This window comes from Stenotrophomonas sp. GD03794 (assembly GCF_029842145.1).
In the GTDB taxonomy this organism is placed as follows: domain Bacteria; phylum Pseudomonadota; class Gammaproteobacteria; order Xanthomonadales; family Xanthomonadaceae; genus Stenotrophomonas; species Stenotrophomonas riyadhensis.
Genome location: NZ_JAOCFV010000004.1, coordinates 122,552 through 145,667, shown reverse-complemented (window position 1 = coordinate 145,667; position 23,116 = coordinate 122,552). Strand labels below are relative to the sequence as shown.

Annotated in this window: 18 protein-coding genes; 13 read left to right on the top strand and 5 right to left on the bottom strand. The window is 65.0% G+C overall.

Features of this window, described 5'->3' with window-relative positions:
* Window positions 1–53: 53 nt before the first annotated feature.
* Complete coding sequence (locus tag N5D91_RS03980; protein WP_088026117.1) at window positions 54–353, bottom strand: hypothetical protein; 300 nt, start codon at window positions 351–353, stop codon at window positions 54–56.
* 292 nt (window positions 354–645) lie between these two features.
* Window positions 646–945 carry a hypothetical protein gene (locus N5D91_RS03975; protein WP_180853910.1) on the bottom strand — a complete coding sequence of 100 codons (300 nt, stop codon included), beginning with the start codon at window positions 943–945 and terminating at the stop codon, window positions 646–648.
* Window positions 946–1,186: 241 nt separating this feature from the next.
* On the opposite strand from N5D91_RS03975, the gene N5D91_RS03970 reads away from it, so the two are divergent.
* The 4 genes from N5D91_RS03970 to N5D91_RS03955 all read left to right on the top strand — a co-directional run bounded on the left by N5D91_RS03970 (window position 1,187) and on the right by N5D91_RS03955 (window position 6,339).
* On the top strand, window positions 1,187–1,921 hold the full coding sequence (locus N5D91_RS03970; RefSeq protein ID WP_180853909.1) for a CS1 fimbrial subunit B flags: Precursor: 735 nt from the start codon (window positions 1,187–1,189) through the stop codon (window positions 1,919–1,921).
* 110 nt (window positions 1,922–2,031) lie between these two features.
* Entirely contained in the window at window positions 2,032–2,526 is a 495-nt protein-coding gene (locus N5D91_RS03965) for a CS1 type fimbrial major subunit (RefSeq protein ID WP_180853908.1), read from the top strand.
* Between the two features lie 67 nt (window positions 2,527–2,593).
* On the top strand, window positions 2,594–5,155 hold the full coding sequence (locus tag N5D91_RS03960; RefSeq protein WP_180853907.1) for a TcfC E-set like domain-containing protein: 2,562 nt from the start codon (window positions 2,594–2,596) through the stop codon (window positions 5,153–5,155).
* The gene (locus N5D91_RS03955) at window positions 5,152–6,339 is read left to right on the top strand and encodes a hypothetical protein (protein WP_180853906.1); all 1,188 of its coding nucleotides are present in this window, start codon (window positions 5,152–5,154) and stop codon (window positions 6,337–6,339) included. The genes N5D91_RS03960 and N5D91_RS03955 overlap by 4 nt, the downstream gene beginning before the upstream one ends.
* Before the next feature lie 94 nt (window positions 6,340–6,433).
* Here the strand turns inward: N5D91_RS03955 and pip are convergent, their stop codons facing one another.
* Complete coding sequence (gene pip, locus N5D91_RS03950) at window positions 6,434–7,381, bottom strand: prolyl aminopeptidase (protein ID WP_180853905.1); 948 nt, start codon at window positions 7,379–7,381, stop codon at window positions 6,434–6,436.
* Between the two features lie 291 nt (window positions 7,382–7,672).
* Between pip and N5D91_RS03945 the strand changes: the two genes are divergently transcribed.
* Complete coding sequence (locus tag N5D91_RS03945) at window positions 7,673–8,098, top strand: organic hydroperoxide resistance protein (RefSeq protein WP_180853904.1); 426 nt, start codon at window positions 7,673–7,675, stop codon at window positions 8,096–8,098.
* 48 nt (window positions 8,099–8,146) lie between these two features.
* Here the strand turns inward: N5D91_RS03945 and N5D91_RS03940 are convergent, their stop codons facing one another.
* The gene (locus N5D91_RS03940; protein ID WP_180853903.1) at window positions 8,147–9,016 is read right to left on the bottom strand and encodes a hypothetical protein; all 870 of its coding nucleotides are present in this window, start codon (window positions 9,014–9,016) and stop codon (window positions 8,147–8,149) included.
* Window positions 9,017–9,218: 202 nt separating this feature from the next.
* Here N5D91_RS03940 and N5D91_RS03935 point away from each other — a divergent pair, with 202 nt between their 5' ends.
* Complete coding sequence (locus tag N5D91_RS03935; RefSeq protein ID WP_180853902.1) at window positions 9,219–11,888, top strand: ATP-binding protein; 2,670 nt, start codon at window positions 9,219–9,221, stop codon at window positions 11,886–11,888.
* A 32-nt stretch (window positions 11,889–11,920) separates the two neighbouring features.
* On the top strand, window positions 11,921–15,292 hold the full coding sequence (locus tag N5D91_RS03930; RefSeq protein ID WP_180853901.1) for an ATP-binding protein: 3,372 nt from the start codon (window positions 11,921–11,923) through the stop codon (window positions 15,290–15,292).
* Window positions 15,293–15,312: 20 nt separating this feature from the next.
* Here N5D91_RS03930 and N5D91_RS03925 read toward each other — a convergent pair whose 3' ends face one another.
* Window positions 15,313–15,966 (bottom strand): response regulator transcription factor, encoded by a 654-nt coding sequence (locus tag N5D91_RS03925; protein WP_180853900.1) that lies wholly within the window; start codon window positions 15,964–15,966, stop codon window positions 15,313–15,315.
* An 89-nt stretch (window positions 15,967–16,055) separates the two neighbouring features.
* On the opposite strand from N5D91_RS03925, the gene N5D91_RS03920 reads away from it, so the two are divergent.
* From N5D91_RS03920 to N5D91_RS03895, 6 genes are all read left to right on the top strand, one after another.
* Window positions 16,056–16,721, top strand: a complete 666-nt coding sequence (locus tag N5D91_RS03920; protein WP_180853899.1) for a response regulator transcription factor — start codon at window positions 16,056–16,058, stop codon at window positions 16,719–16,721.
* A 502-nt stretch (window positions 16,722–17,223) separates the two neighbouring features.
* Window positions 17,224–18,138: a hypothetical protein gene (locus tag N5D91_RS03915; RefSeq protein WP_180853898.1), complete on the top strand. Its 915-nt coding sequence runs from the start codon at window positions 17,224–17,226 to the stop codon at window positions 18,136–18,138.
* Between the two features lie 72 nt (window positions 18,139–18,210).
* Window positions 18,211–18,897: an outer membrane beta-barrel protein gene (locus tag N5D91_RS03910; protein ID WP_180853897.1), complete on the top strand. Its 687-nt coding sequence runs from the start codon at window positions 18,211–18,213 to the stop codon at window positions 18,895–18,897.
* Window positions 18,898–19,062: 165 nt separating this feature from the next.
* Window positions 19,063–19,617 (top strand): type 1 fimbrial protein, encoded by a 555-nt coding sequence (locus N5D91_RS03905; protein WP_180853896.1) that lies wholly within the window; start codon window positions 19,063–19,065, stop codon window positions 19,615–19,617.
* Between the two features lie 77 nt (window positions 19,618–19,694).
* On the top strand, window positions 19,695–20,447 hold the full coding sequence (locus tag N5D91_RS03900; RefSeq protein ID WP_180853895.1) for a fimbria/pilus periplasmic chaperone: 753 nt from the start codon (window positions 19,695–19,697) through the stop codon (window positions 20,445–20,447).
* Window positions 20,448–20,531: 84 nt separating this feature from the next.
* The gene (locus N5D91_RS03895) at window positions 20,532–23,111 is read left to right on the top strand and encodes a fimbrial biogenesis outer membrane usher protein (RefSeq protein WP_279907091.1); all 2,580 of its coding nucleotides are present in this window, start codon (window positions 20,532–20,534) and stop codon (window positions 23,109–23,111) included.
* The last annotated feature ends 5 nt before the right edge of the window (window positions 23,112–23,116 follow it).

Sequence of the window (23,116 nt, the reverse complement as noted above, 5' to 3'; positions counted from 1 at the left end):
TCGAATGTCAGAGCCGGCCGGGGCCGGAACACGAACGGAACGGATGGAACAGATCAGGCGTGGCGCATCGCCAGCACCGCCGGCGACCACGGCTGCATGTGCAGGCGCTGGCTGCCACCAATGCACAGCGGCTTCATCGCATCGCGCAGCGGGTAGGGCAGGTGGCGCAGCACGTTGATGCGCTCGCTGATCGGCAGCAGCGACAGCGCGTCGGCCACTACGCGCGGCGAGCCGAGCGACAGCGAGCGGGCGAACATGACCGGGCCGTGCTGCAGCAGCTGGCTGCGCAGGGCAGAAACATCGCGCTCACCGATCAGGCGGCGCAGGGTGATGTAGAGGATCTTGTACGACATGGGGGCGATCTCCAGGCAGGCGGCACCTGGCGATCCCCCGTCACTCAGGCAGGCAGGGACCGGCGGGCAGGCGCCAGGAACAGGCAACAAGCGGGCATCCGGGGCGCGGTGCGCCCGGCAGGGTCGGGGTCCATCTGCGTCTCCATGAGGGGAGGGGCCGGCCAGGGTTGCCCTGGCCAGTGGCGCTATTGTCCGCCCCTGAATGGGGCAGTCCTAGAGGCTCGTGGGTTAGCCCGGCTATACCTTGGTATAGCCGGGTACGCGTCGCGCCAATCGATGGCGCATCACGGGATCAATGCGCGGTGCTGGTCTGCTTGCACACGTCGTACTCGCCGCGGCTCAGTTTCTGGTCGCGATCGGTATCGCAGGCGTGCAGGCGCTCGGCCCAGTCGGGTGCCACGGCATCCACTTCAGCCAGGGTGACGATGCCGTCCTTGTCCTTGTCCAGCGACTCGTAGGACGGAATCAGCTTCACTTCGGTCACGTCCTCGGCGGCGGTGGCCTTGCTGGCCTCCTGCGGTTTGGAGCAGGCCCCCAACAGCAGGCCGGCGACAACGACGAGGGCAGCGGGAAGGTAGCGGAAACCGATCATGGCGTGCTCCTGTAGAGGGTTGGGTTCGCCACCGTGGCGCCCATGGCCGGATCATCGGCACCAGTCTGTAAGGGAGGTGCGAAGAATGCAGGTGATCCTGCGGGCGGGTGGGGCGCCGTTCACTGCCAGCGTAGGAATCGTTTCAAACCTGTAGGACAGATCCGATCTTTGCAACTTGTTGCATGGCTGGCGTGTAAGGCCGCTGTGAAAATTGTGGCTCGCCTCTCCCAGCGAGTCCGCCATGCCGCGCGTCCTCTGTTCGATCCTGTTGGCTCTGCTCGCAGGCAATGCCCAAGCCAAGACCCCACAGATCAACGTCGGCGTACTGTTCGACTACCTGCAACCCACGCACAGCAACCTGCTCAAGCGCATCCGCAACACCGGTGACGCCACGGCCTATGTGCGTGTGGAAGTCACCCAGATGCACTTCGATGCAGACGGCAAGGCCAGCGAAACGCCGGTGGATACCACCGCGCTGGTCCGCAATACGCCGGATGCCCAAGGCGTCATCGCCAGCCCCAGCCGCCTGATCATCGCAGGCAATGGACAGCAGGCCACACGCCTGGTGTATCGCGGTGCGCGTGACCAGGAGCGCTACTACCGGTTGCGCTTCATTCCGGTGGCTCCAACGGCCGAGGACTTCTCGCTCAGCGAAGAGCAGGCCCGGGAGGCGGCGGAGCTCACCTCGGCCATCCGCGTGTTCACCGGCTACGGCACGATCTTCTTCGTCGCGCCGGAGAACCCGCGCTACGACACGCGCATCGAACAACAGCAGGTACGCAATCGCGGCAACGCCACCGTGGTGCTGGACAACCTCCGCCAGTGCGAGCGCGACCGTCCCGATACCTGCACGCCGGGAATCATCGCCCATGTGCGTCCCGGCAACAGCTATGCGCTGCATGCCGCCGAGCACCAGTTCCTGCGTTTCGAGCTTCGCGAAGGCGACAGCCAACGCAGCATCGACTCGCGCCGTTAAGCCCACTTCCACCGATGGATCTGTCCCGAACGGGCCTGCCAGGCGCCCGCTGGGACGGCGTTGCCCTTGCCTGGCACCTTGATTTCCACCCTTGACCCTGGAGTGCATCCATGTCCCTGAAGACCACCCTGCTGGCAGCGGCCACCGCCCTGCTGATCACCCCGGCCGTTGCCCTGGCCGCTACCGAAACCAAGTCGATCACCGTCAACGTCACCGCTGACGTGCCGAACACCGCTGGCCTGCAGGTGTCCACCCCCGATGGCTGGGAAGGCCTGCCGCAGAACCTGCCGTGGAACACCGCCCGTCAGGAACTGGGTGAGCTGACCGGCCGTGTCATCAATATCAAGTCGCCGGCAGCGATCAGTGCCTACCTGTCGGCACCGGCACAGATGGCCTCGGCCGCCGACGTGGTCGACCTGGCAGTGAAGCTGGACAACGTGGTGGTGCCGGCTACCTCGGCCGCGAAGATCGAAGTCGCCAACGCCGCCCAGGCGGCTGCCGGCAAGTCGCTGGCCTTTGCCATTACCCCCACCGTGCCGACCGATGGCTACAAGCAGGGCAGCTACGGCGGCCAGTTCCACATGATTTTCGAAAGCGACATCTGACGATCATGCAGCTTCGTGCCCTTCCTGCCGCATCGCAGATGCAGCGGGAGGGCACGGGCATCCGCCCATGAAACGACCCGTCCGTCCCGCATCTCCGGCCCTTGCGCGATTGGCTGCCGGCATCGGCGCCGTGGTGTTTGCCGCGTCCAGCCATGCCGCCGGTCTTGCGTTGGGTGAGCTGCCCAGCCTGCTGGAGCAGCGCGAGCGCATGCCTGCGGAGTTCCGCGAGCATCTGTTCGGCAATCCGCTCACAGTGCGGGTAGAGCTGGACGGGCGCTACCTGGGTGACGCCGAGGTGTTGCTGCACGAAGACAATCGTGTGCAGCTGATCGGCTTTGGCGAAGCCCATGACAGCCCGCTGCCGCAGACGGAGCGGGCGCGCTGGGCCGAGGCATTGGCCGAGCCGCTGGCGCTGGGCGTCTGCAGCCAGCAATGTCGCGGGTTGTCGGCACTGCACTACAGCCTGTCCAATTCCCTGCTCAGCCTGCTAACCCCGGAGGGCGCGCACAAGGAAGGGCGCCACGTCACGCTGCCGGAGCGCGGCAGCCATGGGCTGATCGTGCGCAACAGCGTGGCCGTGCACGGCGGCCAGGAGCAACAAACGTCCGCACGCTACAGCGCCGAACTGCGCGGCAGCGTCGGCCGTTGGAGCACGGTCGGCAGCTACCAGTATTACGCCCAACCGGGCAGCCGCGAGCACTATCTCAGTGCACTGTATGCCCAGCGCGAACTCGGTGACCATTTCGTGCGTGCCGGCTACTTCCTGCCCACCTTCGAAGGCATCATCCGCCAGCCGCGCGCACCCGGTACCCAGAACGATACCGCGCTGGGCTTCATGCTCGGCTCGTCGGACGTGCTGCTGGCCGACACCCGCAGCCCCAGTGTGTACCCGGTCTATGTCACTGCCAGCCGCGAAGGCGTGGTGGAGATCCTGCGCGACGGCAATCTGTTGTCCACGCAGGCGGTCAAGCCGGGCATCCAGGAAATCGACACCCGCCGCCTGCCCGGTGGCATCTACGACGTGGAACTGCGTGTCATCGAGGATGGCCGCGAGGCCTCGCGTGAGACCGCGTCGATCCACAAACCAAGTCGATGGAGCGACCCCAGCCGCCGCTGGCGCTACAGCGTGTTCGCAGGCCAGCAGCGTGGCCTGCTCGACAGTGGTCGCGCACTACAGGAGGGCAAGCTGGCCGCCGGCGCGGTGGTCAACTACCTGGTGCATCCCCGTGCGGTGGCAGGTGCCACGGTGCAGCAGATCGGCACACGTCACGCGACGGGGCTGTCGATGGACTGGCAGGCCAGCGACCGCTTCAGCACCTACACCAATGTCTACACCTCCAGCGATGCCGGGCGTGGCGTCGACCTGCAGGGGTTGTACCGCTACCGCGCCGGATCGGTGGTGGCCAACCACGCGCGCAGCTGGGCCGAGCAACGCCAACGTGTCCTGCCCGGTGATGGCTCGGCGCCGCGCTGGGAAACCCGTGGGGGCTGGCAGGACACCACCGCGGTGTCGATCACCCATCGCTTCAGCCATCGCGACAACGCCAGCCTGCGGGTGGCGCGCAGCACGGGCTTCACCCAAGGCACCGGCATCGATGTGTCCTATGGACGCCGGGAGACCCTGTTCGGCAGGCACGATGTGAATTGGCGGGTCTCGGCCTACGATCGACCTGGCAGCCGCTTCACCCATTACCGCCGGCAGCGCGGCGTTGATCTGACCGTCAGCGTATCGCTGGGCAGCGAGCGTCGCAGCTACAGCGGCAGCCTCGGTAGCCGTACCGGCGAGGCTGGCCAGCGTGATACCTATGTCAGCGCGACAGCCACGCAGCGTGTGGATGGCAAGCTGCTGCAGAGCGTGAACGGCATGATCAGTGCCGAGCGCAGCGGCATCGGTGCTGGTGCAGGTGCCTACCTGCAGAGTTCGTTGTTGGAGGGAGACGTGCAGCTATACCGTGGCGCAGGCTCGGGCCACGTCAGCGGCAGCGCCAACCTGGACAGCACGCTGGTGATCGGCGGTGGCCGTGCCGCGGTGCTTGGTCAGGGCCGCAGCGGCAGCGTGGACACCGGCATCATCGTCGACGTGCGCAGTGACTATCCCGATGTTGCCCTGCGTGCCGACGACAGCCGGGGGGGCGGCGTGGCACTGAAGCCGGGGCGCAACTTCGTGCCGGTGACCGCTTACCGCGCAGGCCATGTGCAGTTCGATTTCCAGGGGCGGCACGCGCCCGCTGCCACCCTGCAGCCGTCCACCGTCAGCTACCACCTCAACAAGGGCGGGGTGATGCACGCCACCGTGGATGTGCTGCGCACGTTCACCGTGATGGGCCAGGTGATCGATGCGGATGGCAATGGCGTGCGCGGTGTGCAGGTGATCAACCATGCCGGGCGCAGCGTCAGCCAGGAAGAGGGGTTCTTCACGTTGGAACTGAGTGCACGGGCGCCGGTGGTGGAGCTGCGCTATCCGAACCTGGTGAGCTGCGTGCTGACGATGGAAGAGGGGCGGTATCCGCGTGAGGGTGATGTGCTGATGGTGGGTGGAATCAGATGTATCAGCAGCAAGGAAGCAGTTATCACCCGCGCAGCAACGGCAGATACCCGGCGCAGTTCTGTATCAGGAGCATCGAATTGAACCAAATCATTGAGCCGCGTCAGTCATGGTCCTGGCTGCTCGTGCTACTTGGATTCGTGGCAGGCACATGGCAGGCGCAGGCGTTGGATCTGAAGATAACGGGCGAATACAAGCCCACTCCACTGGAACCCGGGAACGGTCAATTTAAGGACACGACGCCTCGCCACAACTATTGCACCAGGCCAGGTTGCAGGCCCAGTATTCGCGTGGAGGGGGTGGCCATCAGCTATCCGGAAGGGTTCGAGGCAGGAGCCACGGGCAGGGAATCTCTCTACTTTCGCATGCCCTCTGTTCTGCGGACGGTGACGCTGACCCATGAAGAGAATGGAAGCGCGGTGGAAGTGCGCTGGCGAGTTGATAGTTTCACTGGCAGCGTTGAGGGCAGGCCGAACTCGGTGCGGCCCACTGGGCACTCGGCTCCACCTCCTTGCAATTCGATTTTTGGGCGTGGGGGGACGACCTGGTTCGACTTCCAGTGGCGCTTGGATGAGCGGGGGCAGGGCTGCTCAAAGACGGTTCTCGCCGACATGCCGCCAGGCAGATTTCTATACTTCGGGATCAGCTACGAGCTCCAGTTCCCCAATGCGGTTGCCATGCACAACGGCCGCTATACCGGTGTAGTGCCGCTCACAATGGGCCCGGGTGGGGACATCGACTTCGGTGATCGGGCATTGATTTCTGATGGCACCCTGAATATTGCAATCGAACTGGAAGTCCAGCATCAGTTCGCTGTGCGATTCCCTGTGGATGCGCCAGTGGTACAGCTAGCGCCGGAAGGTGGATGGTCGCAATGGCGAGACCACGGAATCCGGCCGAGCAGACTTAGGCAGGAGCTTCCCTTTCTGCTGACAAGCTCCATGGATTTCAACATGAAGTTGCAGTGTGAGCACGAGGCTGCGGATCGCTGCGGCATCCGTAATGCTGAAGACGATACAGTGGTTCCGGTAGACGTTGACGTGACCATTCCGGGAATGAGCAGCGTAATAGATGGACGCCCGGCACAGGGCACGCCGCTGCTGCCGGACAATGCGCGGGCCCCACGCTTCACCCCGGATGGCTATCTGTTGCAGCGCCGCTCAACGCTGCGCTTCACCGCAGGTCGCGACGCAGTGACAGAGATGCTGAAGTCGCCCGGCTCGCATTGGCAGGGCAACATGACGGTGGTGTTTGATGCCAATCCGTGACGAGGGGATAGCCGGCATGGGTAGAGTCGACTGTTGGTCGACTCTACCTGCAATCGCTGGAATGCCGGCCAGCGGCCGGCACTACCCCGTGCCTTCAGAATCGATCAGCAAACGCGTCCGTGGCCCGCACCAGTGCATCCACCGTCGCCGGCTCGTTCGCGCTGTGGCCGGAGGTCACCATCTCCAGCCTGGCTTCCGGCCAGGCCCTGGCCAGGTCCCAGGCGCTGCGCGGCGGGCAGATGATGTCGTAGCGGCCCTGCACGATCACGCCGGGCAGGTGGCGGATGCGGTCGATGTCGCGCAGCAGCTGGTCCGGCTCCAGGAAGATGCCGTTGCGGAAGTAGTGCGCTTCGATGCGGGCCTTGGCCAGCGTATCCAGCGGGTCATCGGTGGACACGGCATCCACGTCGTGCTGCAGGGTGGCGGCGTTGTCCTCCCAGCCCAGCCAGGCCTGCGCGGCGGCGATGCGGGTGGCCTCGTCGGCGCTGTCCAGGCGCGCCCAGTAGGCCGCGATCATATCGCCACGCTCGGCTTCCGGGATGTAGGCCTCATAGCGGTCCCAGCGCTCCGGGAAGATCCAGCGCGCACCGCCATTGGCTTCCGCAAACCAGCGGTTTTCCATCTCGCGGCCGAGGAACACGCCACGCACGATCAGGCCGGTGGCGCGTTCGGGATGCGCCTGCGCATAGACCAGCGACAGGGTTGAACCCCAGGATCCGCCATAGACCAGCCAGCGTTCGATGCCAAGGTGCTCGCGTACCTTCTCGATGTCGGCCACCAGGTCCTGTGTGGTGTTGTCGCGCAGCTCGCCGAACGGCGTGGAGCGGCCGCTGCCGCGCTGGTCGATCAAGACGATGCGGTAGCGCGCCGGATCGAAGAAGCGGCGGTGGGTGGGCGAGATGCCGGCGCCGGGACCACCATGCAGGTACACCACCGGGATGCCCTCTGGCGTGCCGCACTCTTCGATATGCAGGGTGTGCAGATCGCTCACCGGCAGGGTGAACTCGCGGTAGGGCTCGATGGCGGGGTAGAGGGTACGCATGGGGGTGCTCACAAGCAGGGACGTTCAGCATAGCGCCAAGCGCGCACAAGGCCAGGGGCAGTTGCCTGCCGGATGCTGGAAAGGGCCTGTTCGCTGCGCACAAGCTTTCGCGCTGCAAACGACCACCACTGGGACGTCCGCGCTCATTCGCGGTCTCAGTAGCGGCGCGAGCGAGCTGCTGATGCCTGCCGCGTATCGTCGCTGTCCGATGGAAGGCATTCGCAGTGGTGCGCAGGATGACCCGGTGGCGGCACAGTCCGGCCACCCTCATTCCATCAACCGGAGCATTCCATGAACATCGAATCGATCCTTTACTCGGCCCAGGCCACCGCGGTCGGCGGCCGCGAAGGTCGCGCTACCTCGTCGGACAAGACCCTGGACATCGCCCTCTCCACCCCGGCCGAGCTGGGCGGCACCGGCGGCACCGGCACCAATCCGGAACAGCTGTTCGCTGCCGGCTACTCCGCCTGTTTCCTCGGCGCCCTGAAGTACGTGGCCGGTCAGGAGAACATCGCGATTGCTGACAACGCCTCGGTCACCGGTCGCGTTGGTATCGGTGCGGTCAGCACCGGCTTCGCCATCGACGTGGCACTGACCATCTCGCTGCCGGGCGTGCCCGCAGTGCAGGCCGAGGATCTGGTGCGCAAGGCGCACATCGTCTGCCCGTACTCGCACGCTACCCGTAACAACATCAATGTGGCGCTGATCGTTGCCTGAGAGAGCAGGCCGCAGCGGGTGACTGCCTGCTGCGGCCAAAGGGCCGGGTTACCGATCCAGATCGTGCCAGTCGTGTGGCGCGGCGGCCAGGAAGGCGTGCGCGGCGGCATACAGCGCGGTGGCGCCGCTGGCGATGGACGCGGCGCCGTACTCGCCCAGTACGTGCAGCGTGCCAGCGGTACTGCCATCGCAGCGGTGGCCAAGCAACAGCACCGGAACCTGGGCCAATCTGGCCAGGCGCAGTGGCGCAGGCTCAATGGCACTTCCCGTCTCGCGCCACGGGCAGGGGTCCAGCAGGGTCACTACCGTGGCCCCACGTCGCAGTTTCCTCCAGGCCTGGCCGCAGCGCGGCGGCCGCCCGATATCCAGGCGATGACCCCAGCGCTGCAGGTCCAGCAACGTGCGGTGCATGGGCGAATCTTCATGGTGGAGGGCATTGATGAAGTAGTGTGCGGGGGCGCCCGGCCGATCCAGCAGCGCGGCCATGGCCAGGTTGAAATCGCCACTGGGCAGCAGGCAGATCACGCGCCGCCGGCCGGCCGAGGAGGCCCAGAGTGCGCCCGGATCGCGCCACGCCATTGCGCGCAGCCGTTGCTGCAGGGCAGGGAAGGGCAGGGATTGCAGGTGACGCGCCTGTGCGCTGCGTAGCCAGCGCCCCGCCAGGAAGCGGGCTGCGAGGGTCGAAGCCGAAGATGACGCGTGGCCCAGTCGCTGCAGGGTGTCGAAGGCCCGGCCATGCCGCTCCGCCTGCAGCAGCGGTCCGAGCACCGCAAATGCGCCTTCGGCAAGTGAGACCTGCGCAGGTGCAGGCAGCATCGGCAGCAGGGCGGCACCTATCTGCAGGCTTGCGCGGTGGCAGGCATGGCGGGCCAGCAGATGCAGTGCCCACCGGCGTTCGCGGCCTCTTGATGCGCTCATCGCGACGTCCTCGTCAACAGGGAGATGCACAGCGTCCCCAGCCCGAAGCGGCACGGAAACCGGACAAGTTCGAAATGTGGACAGAACTGTCTGGCGAGTTGAATGCGTCATGCGTCGGCGCATTTTTGGACCTTGTCCTACATCGACGGTCGCCGCCGCCACGCATGCTGGCGTTCTCATTTTCTTCACGTTGCGCGATGCCATGTCGCCCGCCTCATCCTCCCTCGCAGATTCGCTGCACCGCCTGCGCTCCGGCGCGGCGGCGACGCCGATCCATGCGGGCGAACTGCAGGCACTGAAGCAGTACCCGCGCCGGCTGATGCTGGCCTGCGGCGCAGTGCTGAGCCTGCTGTCGCTGAGCGTGCTGTTTACCCTCGTCGTGGTCCAGGTGAATGGATACGAGGCGCGGCGCATCGCTGACTTCCGCCGCGCCCACACCGCGTTGCAGATCCAGCTGGCGCGGCAGGACGCCAGTTACGCGCGGTTGGCGAACATGGCCGAGTACGCCTGGGACCGGAACATCCAGCTGGGCGATACCAGCGCCGACGATCTGCGCCGGGGCTACCTGCAGGGCGGGCAACGGCTGGTGGTGGTCGCAGACAGGAACAGCCGTCCGCAGATGGCGCTGGGTCTGGACACTGCACAATGGCGAGCGCAGGAACTGGAACGCTACCTGCAGCTGACCACAGCGGTATCGCTCATCCAGCGCCTGACCAGCACTGCCGACGAGAGTGAACCGGCCAGCGCGTCCTACTTCTTCGACCCCAGCGGGCAGTACCTGTCACTGGACAAGGGCCTGACCGAACGCAGCCTGATCACGGCGCTGGCGGCGAGTTCGCGCAGCGAAGTGTTCGAGCACCTGCGCGCGCCGGCCCAGCTGCTGGCGCCGGCGTCCGGACATGACCAGGTGCCCCTGCTCGAAAGCGTGGAGCGCAGCGACACCCCGCGTCGCACCTTCGGCCGTCATCCCATCACCGGCGAACCATCGTTGGTGTCGGTGTTCCAGGCCACCGTGGGTGCGACCCCGATTGCGACCTTCGTGGCCTATGAGCCGATGGCGCGACTGCAGGCGCTGCTGCGTCGTAACAGCCAGGGCCACATCACGTTGCTGGACCGCGACGGGATGCGGGTGCTCAGCTCGGATGATGCCGGCAGCGATGGCGACCTTTGCGCCGATACCGACTGGGTGCTGCTGGGCGATGCCACGCGTGCCCGTTTCCACAATGGACGTTTCACCCTGGCACTGCCGGTGACAGGCACGCCCTGGACGCTGGTGGAGACCTACTGCTGGGGCGACATTCTGCGCGGCATTGCATCGATGCTGCTCAGTGGTATTGCCTGCCTGCTGGCCGCGCTGGCCCTGCTGTGGTTCCTGCTGCTGTGGCTGCACCGACGCATGTACACACCCGCGTTCCGGCAGGTGAAGGCCATCTATGCGCGGGATCGCCGCCTTCGCCTGCTGCTTGAGCACGTGCCGGTGGGCGTGGCCCTTCTGGAAGCTGGCACCGGTCATGTGCAGGACTGGAATGGCCCGCTGCAGCGCATGGACCGCGCCAGCGGCGCGCGGCTGATGCCGCAGCTGCGCGAGGCGATGATGCAGGCCGACGTGCGCCATGGCGCGGTGACGATCGAGGGTAGCCTGGCCCTGGCCAACGATCCGCAGCAGCGCCTTTGCCATCGCACGCACATCCACTCCGGTGGAGACGCCTGGCCAGGCGGTGTGCTGCTGATGGTGGAAGACATCAGCCACGACATGCGCGAGCTGGAAGCAGAGCAGAAGCGGACTGCGGAGGCAGACGCCTGCAGCCGGGCCAAATCGAATTTCGTGGCGGCGATGAGCCACGAGATCCGCACCCCGCTGCACGGCATCATCGGCCACCTGGAGCTGCTGGCACGCAGCCCGTTGCAGGCCGAGCCCGCCGAACGCGTATTGCGCCTGCGCCAGTCCGCCGATTCCCTGATGGACATCATCACCGACGTACTGGATCTGTCGCGCATCGAATCCGGGCAATGGACACTCACGCCCGAACGCTTCGCACCGTCCGCGCTGCTGGAGCGGGTGGCGGTGCTGTACGCACCGGTGGCACAGGCCAAGGGCCTGCAACTGGACTGCGTGGTGGACGCCGATGTACCTGCGGCGGCCGTCGCACCGATGGCCGCCATCGAGCGGGTGCTGCGCAACCTCACCAGCAACGCGCTGAAGTTCACCGCCTCTGGCCGGGTGCAGTTGCGCGTCTCGCATGTGCGTGAGCAAGAGGGCGGGTTCCTGCGCCTTGAAGTCACTGACTCCGGTATCGGCCTGAGCCCGGAAGAAGGTGAGCGCCTTTTCCAACCCTTCGTCCAGGCCGGGCCCAGCATCGTGTCGCGCTTCGGCGGCTCCGGCCTCGGCCTCGCCCTGTGCCAGCAGCTATGCGAACGCATGGGCGGCCGCATCTGGGTGGAAAGCACCGCGGGTGTCGGCAGCCGTTTCGTGTTCGAGGTTCCGTTGCTGACCTCGATCGCCATTCCGGTGCCGCTGCCGCTGGCCGGGCAGCGGATCAATCTGTTGGCTGCGCCTGGCCCCTGGCAGGGGGAGCTGGAGCGGCGGCTGCGCAGGTGGGGGGCGCAGGTGCATCTGGTGCGCGGTCAAGCGGCGGAGATGTCGGCTGCGGCGGTCTGGGTCCTGTTCGAGACGCCGGCCGAGGAGCTGCGCTGGGTGTCGCGCAGCGGCCAGCCCTGGGTAAGGGTCTGCCGTGAAGGTCCCTTGCGCCCGCAGCCGGAGAACGGCGGTCACGTGGTCTCCTGCTACGCCAGTGAAGCCCTGTGTCAGGCACTCCTTCAGGCGCCGGCCCGCACCGCGTCACATATGCCAGCGATTGACGCAATCGGATAAATTGCATGGGCACCCACCTCAGGATCACGGTCATGGCAGGCACTGAAGCAGCGCAGGGAGCGGGCAGCACAGCGGCGGCCGCGCGCCTGGACGACCTGCGCCGGCTGCGCCGTCGCCTGTTGTTCGGGGGCGGTGCACTGATCACGGTGCTGGTACTGCTGACCGCCATCGTCAGCTCCATTGCCGACGTGGAAGAGTTCCACGCCCGCGAGCGTCAGTCCTTCCTTGAAGCACGGGCGGCGCTGGACTACTTCCTGTACCAGCGCGACCGCGCCTATGCCACCTCGGTCAACGGCAACGATGTGCTGTGGCGCGACCAGCGCCTGGCGCTGACGGCGGTGGGGACGCCGCTGGCCGAACGCTTCCACGCCCAGGGTGAGGAAGTGGTGGTGCGCGCTGAAGGACGTACCGCCGTGCCATGGCTGGTGCTGGGCGCCCGTGACAATCCGCTGCCGCCCGAGGAGCTGAAGGCCTACCTCGGCATGATCGATATCTACTCGGCCTACACCGCCGATTCGATCACCTCGCAGGACGCGCCAGGACCTGTGGCGATGTTTGCCTACGAGCCACAGGGCCGCCTGCTGGCCGTGTCCAACGTGCGCGACGAGGCGCAGCTGCTGCAGACCCTGGGCGTGGCCACCCGCCAGCAGGCCTTTGCCCGCCTGCTGCGTGATGAGCCCGAGGTACGCAAAGTGCAGCCACGTCCCGGCCCGATCCGCGCCGCGTCGCGTGAGGGCAGGCTGATCTCGCGCTATGCCACCAATCCGCTCAACGGCCAGCCTTCGTTGGTTGGTGTTGTCACCATGGCTGAAGGCACCACGCCGTACTTCCGGCGCGTGGTGTTCGAGTCGGTCGACAACATCAAGACCCGGCTGGAGGCGCGCGAAGAGGGCCGCTATCTGGTGCTGTCGGCCAAGCACGAGGTGGTGCTCAGCACCGGTGGCCTAAGCAGCCAGGAGCAGGATCTGTTGCTGCAGACGCTGCCCGCACGCAACGGCACCAAGCCCTCGCGGCAGTATGCGCAGGGGCGCTTCATCCTCAGTTGCAGCCTGCCTGGCGTGGACTGGACGCTCAGCCATGTCTACGACTGGTCCGATATCTGGAAGGCCCAGGGCCCGTACCTGCTGGCACGCAGCCTCAGTGCCCTGTTGATCATCGGCCTGTTGTGGTGGCTGCTGCTGCGCATCGACCGCCGTGTGTTCACACCGGCGCTGGCCGATGCCTCGCGGGTCTACGAGAGCGAAGCGCTGAGCCGCGCCATCATCGGCACCGCGCCGATCGGGCTGGCACTGCTGGCACGCGACAGTGGCAGGCCGCTGTTGCAGAACGACACCGCGCGCCAGCTGGTGGGCGAGGGTGCCGATGTCGGCAGCACTGTTGCGCCGCTGTACGCGCGGCTGGCCGAGCTGGGGCGCAGCAGCCACGGCGACGAAGCGCTGGAGCTGCAGTGGTCGCCCGACGAGGAAGGCAGTGACACCCAGCTGCAGATCAGCATGGCACTGGCTACCTATCACGACCAGGCGGTCTGGGTCTGCGCCCTGCGCGATGTGACCGCGCAGGTGGAGCTGGAAGACACCCTGCGCCGTGCCCGCGAGGATGCCGAGGCCGCACGCCAGGCCGCCGAAGCGGCCACCCGCGCCAAATCCGCCTTCGTGGCCACGATGAGCCACGAGATCCGCACGCCGCTCAACGGGGTTCTGGGCCACCTGGAGCTGTTGGCCCGTTCGCCGCTGCAGCCCGGCCAGCGCGAGCGCCTGGACCGCATCCGCTTCTCGGCCGATGCGCTGATGCGGATCATCAGCGACGTGCTGGACTTCTCGAAGATCGAAGCCGGGCAGCTGGATGTGGAGCCCGCGCCCTTTGCATTGCGTCCACTGATTGAAAGCGTGGCGCTGCTGTATGCACCCGACGCGCTGCGCAAGGGCGTGCGGCTGTTCTTCGCCGTGGAAGCAGCGCCGGGCCAGGACTGCATTGGCGATGCACACCGCATCCGCCAGATCCTCAATAACCTGGTCAGCAACGCGGTCAAATTCACCGAATCCGGCCGCATCATCCTGCGCGCCGAGCTGCAGGACGTGGCCGGCAGGGGGGCGCAGCTGCGCGTGCAGGTGATCGATTCCGGCATCGGCATGAGCGCGCAGCAGGCTGAGCAGCTGTTCCAGCCGTTCCAGCAGGCCGATGCCAGTGTCTCGCGTCGCTACGGCGGCAGTGGCCTGGGCCTGGCGCTGTGCCAGCAGCTGGCGCAGGCCATGGGCGGGCAGGTGTCGGTAGAGAGCACCGAGGGCGTGGGTAGCAGCTTCAGCCTGTCGCTGCCGGTGCGCCTGCAGCCGGCCGCGAACCCACCTGCGCAGCCGCTGCAGGGGCTGCGCATCACGGTTCTGTCCTCGACGCCGGAGTGGCGCAGCGAGGTCGGGCGCGTGCTGACGGAGTGGGGCGCGGAGCCCCAGCTGCTGGACGCCCCGCAGGCTGACGCCACGGGTGATGTGCTGCTGATCGTGGGTGACCACCGGCCGTGGAGCCTGGACGAGGAGCATCAACTGGCGGCCTCGCATCGGCGCACCGTGTACGCCCACGCTCAGGGACCGCTGACGCCAGACGTGCAGGGTGATAGAACCGAGGTCAGCTGTTATGCCAGCGATGCCCTGTTGGCGGCCATCGGCACGGATCAATCCACACCGTCCGCCATCGCGCCCGTCCAGTCGGCACCGGTATCACGTTCGCGCGGGCGCGTGCTGCTGGTGGAAGACAACGCCGTCAATCGTGAACTGATCCAGCAGCAGCTGGAAGAACTGGGTTACGACGTCGATGCTGCCGAAGACGGCGCCGCGGCACTGGCGCTGTGGCGCAATGACATCTACCTGGCGGTGCTGACCGATATCAACATGCCGGTGATGGATGGTTACGCATTGGCGCGTGAGCTTCGCCAACGCGGACAGTCGCTGCCCATCCTGGCAATTACCGCTACCGCACTGGCCAGCGAGCGTGAGCGCTGCCTGGCCGCGGGCATTGATGATCTGCTGTTGAAGCCGCTGAACCTGGAACGCCTTGAAGCCGGGTTGAGCAAGACTGGCCGCGTGCAGGTGGTTCCGGCCACAACGACTGCCAACCCAGGCAGGCCGTCCGCCTCCATTCGGCGCCTGTTCGTGGAGACCGGCGACAAGGATCTACAGGCGATGGTCGCAGCGCGTGCCGGGAACGACACACAGCGGCTGCTGGACCGCGTCCACGCGTTCAAGGGCGTACTGCAGATGCTGGGCGAAGTGGATCTGGGTGAGCGCTGCGGCGAGGTAGAGCTGGCACTGCGAGAGGGCCAGATAGTGCCGGAATCGCAGCTGGACGCACTGCGGGCGGCATTGCAGGCACGGTTGGATGACTACCGGCGAGATCTGGAGCAGGAACCGTGATGCGATCCAGAAGTACCGTATCAGCCGCGCGGAGCGCCGGGTTTCAGCCCAAGCTCGGCCGCGAACGAGTACAGCTCCGCATCGCGCTCCACGCCCAGCTTGCGCATGGCGTTGACCTTCTGCGTGCTGACCGTCTGTTTCTTGCGATCAAGGTGCGCAGCGATCTGGGTGATGCTCAGGCCCTGGATGAACAGCGCGACTACTTCTACTTCCTTCGGCGAAAGCGCAGTCACACGCCGTTGCTCCTTGCGCCGCAGCAGTTCTGCCACCGCCGGCGAGTGATAGCGGCGGTTGGCATACACCGCCATTACTGCGGCCTGCACCTGCGAAAGATCGTCGGCCTTGCTGACGATGCCGGACACACCGCTGGTATCGAGCTTGTGGATCAGACCAGGCTGGTCCAGGCCAGTCATCACCACAACGCGCAGGGCAGGGAAGTGGTGGGACAGATAACCCAGCAGCTCCAGCCCATCACCGAACGCGCCGCCCGGCATCGCGTAGTCGGTCACCAGCACGTCGCAGGGCTCGCGTTCCAGCAGCGCCACCAACTCGGTGGAATCGGCCACGGCACCGATGCACTGGATCGCCGGAGCTTCCTGCAGCGCGCTCTGCACGCCAAGGCGGATCACCGGGTGATCGTCGGCAAGGGCAACGCGAATAGCCAGCTGGGTCATCAAGGCACGGATCCGGTGGAAACGGAAAAGAGCAGTGTGCCGGCAACCGGCACGTACAGATCAATGAAGCACGCCAAGGACATCATGTCATGAAAATCCGCATCGTCATCGCCGATGACCATCCCGTCATTCTTGCCGGCGTACGCGAGTCGCTCGCCAGTGAGCCGGAAATCGAAATCGTGGCTACGGCTGGGGATTCTACGGCATTGGTCGAGGCGCTCAGCAAGCACTCCGTGGATGTCGCTGTGACGGATTTCTCGATGCCGGGCGGTGAGTACGGCGACGGCGTGGCGATGCTGGGATTCCTGCGAAGGCGCTTCCCGAAGCTGCCGCTGGTGGTGCTGACCAGCATCTCCGGTGCGCAGGTGCTGGCCGGCATCGGCCGCACCGGCGTGAACTGCATCGTCGGCAAGATCGACCCCATTGCCGAACTGACCCATGCCATCCAGGCGGCCCAGCGCCACGATGGCTACCTGTCGGGCAGCATCGTGGAACAGCTGGACAAGACGCGCGATGTGGCACTGACCAAGCGTGAGATCGAGGTGTTGCGGATGATTGCGCAGGGCATGGCGCAGAAGGAGATTGCGGAACAGCTGAAGCGCAGCCGGCAGACCGTCAGCACGCAGAAGCATTCGGCCATGCGCAAGCTGGGGCTGGAGCGCACCAGCCAGATCTTCGACTACGCGCTGGAGCAGGGCCTGGTATCTGCGTCGCAGGTGGCGCGGGGGCTTCCCGATGGTGGTCACAGTGGATGACGCCGCCGCAATCCGACATCGTCCGATGGAAACACCCGACGGAGAAACTAGTGTGGATGCATCGTTTGCATCCTCGCATGGAGTCGCCGTGCCGCCTCTTCTCGACGTTCGCATTGCCTCGTTGATGTCTCATTTCAGCCAGCTTTCGCCGCATGCGCAGAGGCGATTCATGGCATTGCTCAACGAGTACCTGTATGCGTCGCCGGTGCAGCGAAGGCAGCTGCGGCGGGATTGGGAGCGTGTGTCGGAACGGGCCTGTGTGTGCGGAGAGGGGCATGACGAAGGTTGGTTGGGTCCTTCCCGCGGGAAAGTTTGAGCGCGAGTGTCCTGGGCATTCCTTTGCGTACGCATGTGCGCCAAGCATGAAGTGAAGTTGGTGTGAAAATTCGGACGAGTCAGACAGCTTGAACGTCAAACATTGCGCATCGTGATCGGACCGGGAGATGTCCGCACGCGAGGTGACGCGCACTCCCGGGACTTTCCATCCTGAGAGAGATGTTCAATGAAGAACTCGCATCGTAATTCCCTGCTGGCCACGCTGCTGGTGTGCCTGGCCCCGGTTGCCGCTTCGGCCGCCGAAGGCTACCTGACCCCTTCCAAGAACGGCGGCAGCGGTGCCATGCCGTCCGGCTACACCAAGCTGTACTTCGAGCTGGCATCCAACGACTTCGCCGCCGACCTGGCACTGCCGGCCAACCCGCGCACCGCGGACCAGGTGATCCTCAGTACCATGGCCTGGGGCAGCAGCCGTCTTGATGCCAAGAACACTTCAGTGGAAGACCTGATCTACATTCCGGTGGAAAGCTTGAGCAACTTTGAGCTGATGCGAGGCGGCAATCCTGATCGCTGGCTCGCAACGGGCGGCCTGAGCGCAGGCCGCGTGCTCTTGAACAGCGGTGAGCACGGCATCGCACCGATGACGGACAAGCTGATGACCGACGTGCATGTGGCCGGCTCTGTGAAGAGCATCCAGCTGCCTGCCTCGGCGCCGGCCGGCGCAGTGGCTGGCGTGCAGAGCTTCAATGGCGTGGATGTCGCGATTTCGGGCGTGGCCGGTGGCGCTTCGGTGTGCCCGCAGTCCACCACCTGCGGCTTCGTGTTCGATGCCGCAAGCAATCAGTGGCACGCCCGCCGTGGCCGTGCGCATTTCCAACCGACCACCGTGCAATTGCCGATGCCGGAACAGCGCTGGACCGACATCGTGACCGGTAGCGCCGCCGATGATGTGGTCACGCCGCAGTTCATGGTGCTGCCTAGTTCGGGCATTGAGGGCGACATTCTGGAGTTCACCGATCCCTCCAACTCCAGGTTCTTCCGGGTTGGTACCGAGGGATCGGTTGGTTCGGTGCTCTCGGCACGGCCGCTGACCTATCGGTACAGCTCGCAGCAAGGCCGCTGGGTCCACCAGCCGCGATAAGCCTTGTCGATTCGTCGCTGGGTGGGAGTTCAGTGCTCCCGCCCGGCTCGCTGCACTTCTGTGGAACGCACCATGAAAATGATCACCCCGGCGCTCTGCGCCATCGCCGCCCTGTGCGGCCTTTCGACTACTGCATCGGCCGGCAACGCCGATGGCTACTACGCCACCGCCCGCATCATCGATGCCGACCATCGTGCCCGTAACATGGACGCCAGTGCCCGCCCAGGTATCGGTCGTTTCGTGGCCGGTGACGAGCGCCAGCGTTTCGTGACCGGCGCCATCGGCTTCGGCTATGCGCACGGCAACAGCTGGCGTACCGAAGGCGAATACACCCTGCGCCGCAACGATACCTACACCAGCGGCTCCAGCGTCTTCGCCACCAGCTTCAACAACCATGAAGTCAGCTCGCAGCGGCTGATGCTCAACACCTACCGCGACTTCGCCATCAACGATGCGTGGTCGGTGTATGGCAGTGCAGGTGCTGGTCTGGCTCAGCTGAAGTCGGGTGGCTGGCAGGGCAACACCAGCCGCCGCTACGACACCACCACCCGCACCGGCCTGGCCTGGTCGTTGGGTGCAGGCGTTTCGGTCGCCGCGTCTGATCGCATGACGATCGACCTGGGCTATCGCTATGTGGACATGGGCAGCACCGAAAGCGGCTGGAACACCTTCGGCAACGCCCGTGGGCTGCAGGACGAAAAGATGCGGCTGGATCTGAGCTCCAGCGAGATCCATCTGGGCGCTCGTCTGGCGTTCTGAACGAATCGCCGCGGGCTGGCAGGTCAACTCATAACTCGTCGTTGTCCTATGCCTGCCAAATCCCGGCATCCGTAGCATTTCCTCTCGAAGGGAATGCCCTTCGCTCAAGCCCAGGAACGCGCGGCTTGAACGCAAACCACCAACCCTAAACAGGAATTCAACAACATGAACAAGCTTGCAATTGCTCTGTCCGCCGCGCTCTCGCTGGGTGCTGTCGCTTCGGCCTCGGCGCAGGACGCCACCATCACCTTCAACGGCAACATCACTGCCGCAGCCTGTGCAATCAATATCGGTGGCGATGCATCGTCCAGCACCGTAACGATGCGTACTGTCACCGCGGAAGGTTTGAAGACCACCAATCCCGGTCATCGCAATTTCACCGTGACCGTGGGTGACAGCACTGTGGCGGGCTGCCCGGGCAACACGGCCGAGCTGATCCTCGACACCGCGAATGTCAATCCACTGACCGGCAACCTGATCAATCGCCATGTGAATCCGGGCGATCCCAATCCCGATCCGGCTGCTGCAGGTGTTGAAGTGCGGATCCTGGATGAATCGGGCACTGCCATCAATCTGGCTTCCGACACCATCGAAGCTGCAAAGGGTTCTGACAACAACTTCACCTACAAGTTCCAGGCGATCTATCACGTTGCGGACCACGGCGTCGTGACGGCCGGCAAGTTCGCCTCTGCGCTGCCGTTCATCGTCTCGCACTACTGAAGGTTGATGGATGGTTGGGACTCAGGGGTTCCAACCATCTTCGCCAATCGTTCTCTTCCATACCTGGAGTACATGATATGAACGCAATGCATCGCTCGATTCTGTGCACATGCCTGGCGCTCACCGCCCTGTCGATGGCAACGGCCGTGCATGCGGGTGTGGAGATCGACGGAACACGCGTGATCTTCAATGAAGGCATGCCCGAAGCGACGATTCGAGTGAAGAATCCGGGCAGCACGCCGGTTCTGCTGCAATCGTGGGTGGACACGCTGACAGAATCAGCCAGCCCGACGACGACCAAGGCGCCTTTCGTGTTGCTGCCGCCGATCTCGCGCGCCGAGCCCGGCAAGAGCCAGGTGCTGCGCATGAAGATTGCGAGCGGCAACCTTCCGCGTGACAAGGAAAGTGCCTTCTGGCTCAACGTGCTCGAGGTCCCTGCCATCAAGGCCGACCAGTCCCAAGGTGACGGCTATCTTCAGGTGACGGTCCGCAATCGATTGAAGATTTTCTATCGACCGAAGGGATTGGACGCACGAGGTGCAGGCAGAGCCGCAGCGAACGTGCAGTGGAGACTGTTGCCGCAGATCAATGGTGTGGCTCTGCAGGCTAAGAATGACAGCCCCTATCACGTCAGCATGGTCAAGGCCTGGCTGGTAGAAGGGCAGAAGGAGACCGAGGCACAGGGCATGCAAATGCTCGTGCCGTATAGCACGACCTCCTTCACAGTGCCGGGTGTCGGGCGCCTGCCGTCCAACGCCACGCTGAAGGTTCGCTACATCAATGACTTTGGCGGTGTGGTCAATACCACTTTGCCGCTGTCCTCGCCCTAACGGCGACTCGCTTCTCCGCAGCATGCCATCCACCGATGGATCCCCATCGGGTGGTTGCGCACGCCCTGATGCCAGGAACCCACTATGACTCGACATCATCCGACCAATGCTCCGAAGCCCTGCCGCCTGGCTAGCGCGGTGCTGGGCGTGCTGTTGCCGATGGCAGGGTTCGCCGCCCCCAACGTTGAATTCAATACCGACTTCCTGCTGGGCGGAAGTGCGATGGACCTCAGCCGCTACCAGCGGGGAGGCGCTTTGCCGGGCACCTACATCGCCGATATCCGAATCAACGACATCATCGTGGGTCGACGCGAAATTGTGGTCTCCGAGGACGATCAGGGCCTCGGCCAGATCTGCTGGGATCCGGAACTGTTCGGGATGATCGGCATCGATGCTGAGCGCCTGGCCGCCGCCATTGCCGACCATGCCAACAGTGATGACTATCTGGCATTGCCGGAAGGCCGAACCTGCACCGCTCTGGATGCCTATGTTCCTTCTGCGTCTGCATCGCTGGATACCGGCGAGCAGATCCTGGACATTTCCGTGCCCCAGGCCTATCTGGCGCGGTCGCCGAGGGGCTGGGTGGATCCGGCGTCCTGGGATCATGGCGTCAATGCCGCCACGCTCAGCTACAGTGCAAGTCACAGCCGTCAGCAAAGCCGTGGCAACAGCCGCAACAGCACAAATGTGATGCTGGATGCTGGCGTCAACCTGGGGGCGTGGCGTCTGCGCCATAGTGGCTACCTGAGCCAGGGTGAGCAGGGAACTGGCTATGCGGCCAGTCGCAGCTTCGTACAGCGCGACCTTCAATCCTTGGGCTCGCAGCTCACGCTGGGCGATGCGGCCACCGACGGTGACATGTTTGACGGCGTCTCCTATCGCGGTGTCAACATCAGCACCGACCCGCGTATGCTGCCCGATTCTCAACGCCTGTACGCGCCGATCGTGCGTGGCGTTGCGCAGACCAACGCGCGCGTGGTCATTCGCCAGCGCGGCTATGTCGTGCATGAGAGCACGGTCGCACCAGGTCCTTTCGAGATCGATGACCTTGAGGGCACTGGCAGCAGCGGCGATCTTGAGGTTGAAGTGACCGAAACGGATGGCCGTGTAGAGCGCTTCACGTTGCCTTTCACGGCAATGCCGCAGCTGCTGCGGCAGGGGCAGCAGCGCTTCAGCATCACTGCGGGCCAGTTGCGTGACCCGGCGACCGGCAATACCGGGTTTGCCGAGGCCACTCTGCGTCGTGGCTTTGGTAATCAGTTCACCGGTTTTGCCGGTGTTACTGTGGCGGATGGCTATCGCGCCGCCGTACTTGGTGGCGCGCTCAATACCCGATTGGGCTCCTTCTCGGGTGACATTACGCTCAGCGATGCCTGGTTGCCGCAGGCAGCCGACGTTGCGGCCGAACGTCGCAGGGGACAGTCCTATCGTCTTGCGTACAGCAAGAGCCTGTTCTCGTCCAGCACCAACATCACCATGGCAGCGTATCGCTATTCAACAGCGGATTTCCTCTCGCTGTCCGATGCCGCCCGTCTGCGCGAACAGCGCGAGCAAGGGAGCGATGCGTTTGCACCGATGCGGCAGCGCAGCCGCCTGGACCTGACCGTCAGCCAGCGCCTGGGCGAAAAAGGAGGGAATCTCTACGTCAATGGGAGCACGGCGGACTATTGGGACCATGGCAAGCGCCAGACCAATTTTTCGGTGGGCTACAGCAATCGCATCGGCCGTGCGTCCTACAGCGTTACCGCGCGCCGTACCCTGGAAACCTCGTTGTTCTCGTCGGGCCCGGTGCGACAGAGCAATAGCATCTATCTGGGCGTCAGCATGCCTCTTGGCGTTGCGCCGTCGGCGCCTCGTGTCACTGCGAACCTCAGCCATGACAGCAATGGCCGTTCGTCGCGCCGGCTCGGCGTGGCCGGCGCGCTGGGGGCCGATGCCCAGGGTAACTACAACGCGTCGGTGAGCGATCAGGGCAACGGCACCAGCTTCAACGCCGGCCTGAACTACCAGCTTCCGGTGGCCATGGTTGGTGCAAGTTACGGCCAAGCGCAGGGCAACCGGCAGTTGTCATTGTCCGCCAGTGGCGGCCTGGTGCTGCATGCCGATGGCATGACGCTGGCGCAGTCGTTGGGTGAGACCATCGGCATTGTTCACGTGCCAGACGCCGAGGGTGCTGGCGTGGGCAACATGGACCGCATCCGGACCGACCGTCGTGGCTATGCGATTGCTCCGCATCTGAACGCTTATCGCCGCAACGAAGTCAGCATTGACCCGGCAGGCCTGCCGCTGGATATCGAGCTCAGCGCGGGTTCGGTCTCCGCAGTTCCTACCGCGGGTGCTGTGGTGAAGATGGTGCTGCCGACCGCGATTGGCCGTAATGCACTGATCGAGGCGTTCACGCCGGATGGCACGCCGCTGCCGTTTGGCGCCGATGTCTACAACGAGGCCGGTGACGTCGTGGGGGTTGTGGGGCAGGGGAGTCGCCTGTGGGTGCGCGGTCTCGAAGAGCGGGGCGTTCTGGCGGTGCGGCACAGCGGTGACCTGCGTTGCGAGATTCCCTATGACTTGAGCGCGGGGTCGAGTGATGAACTGCGCACCAGCACGTGTGGTCTGCAGGGCCTGTCGGCACAGGCTGACGTGCAGCAACCAGCATTGCGAAACTAAAAGGA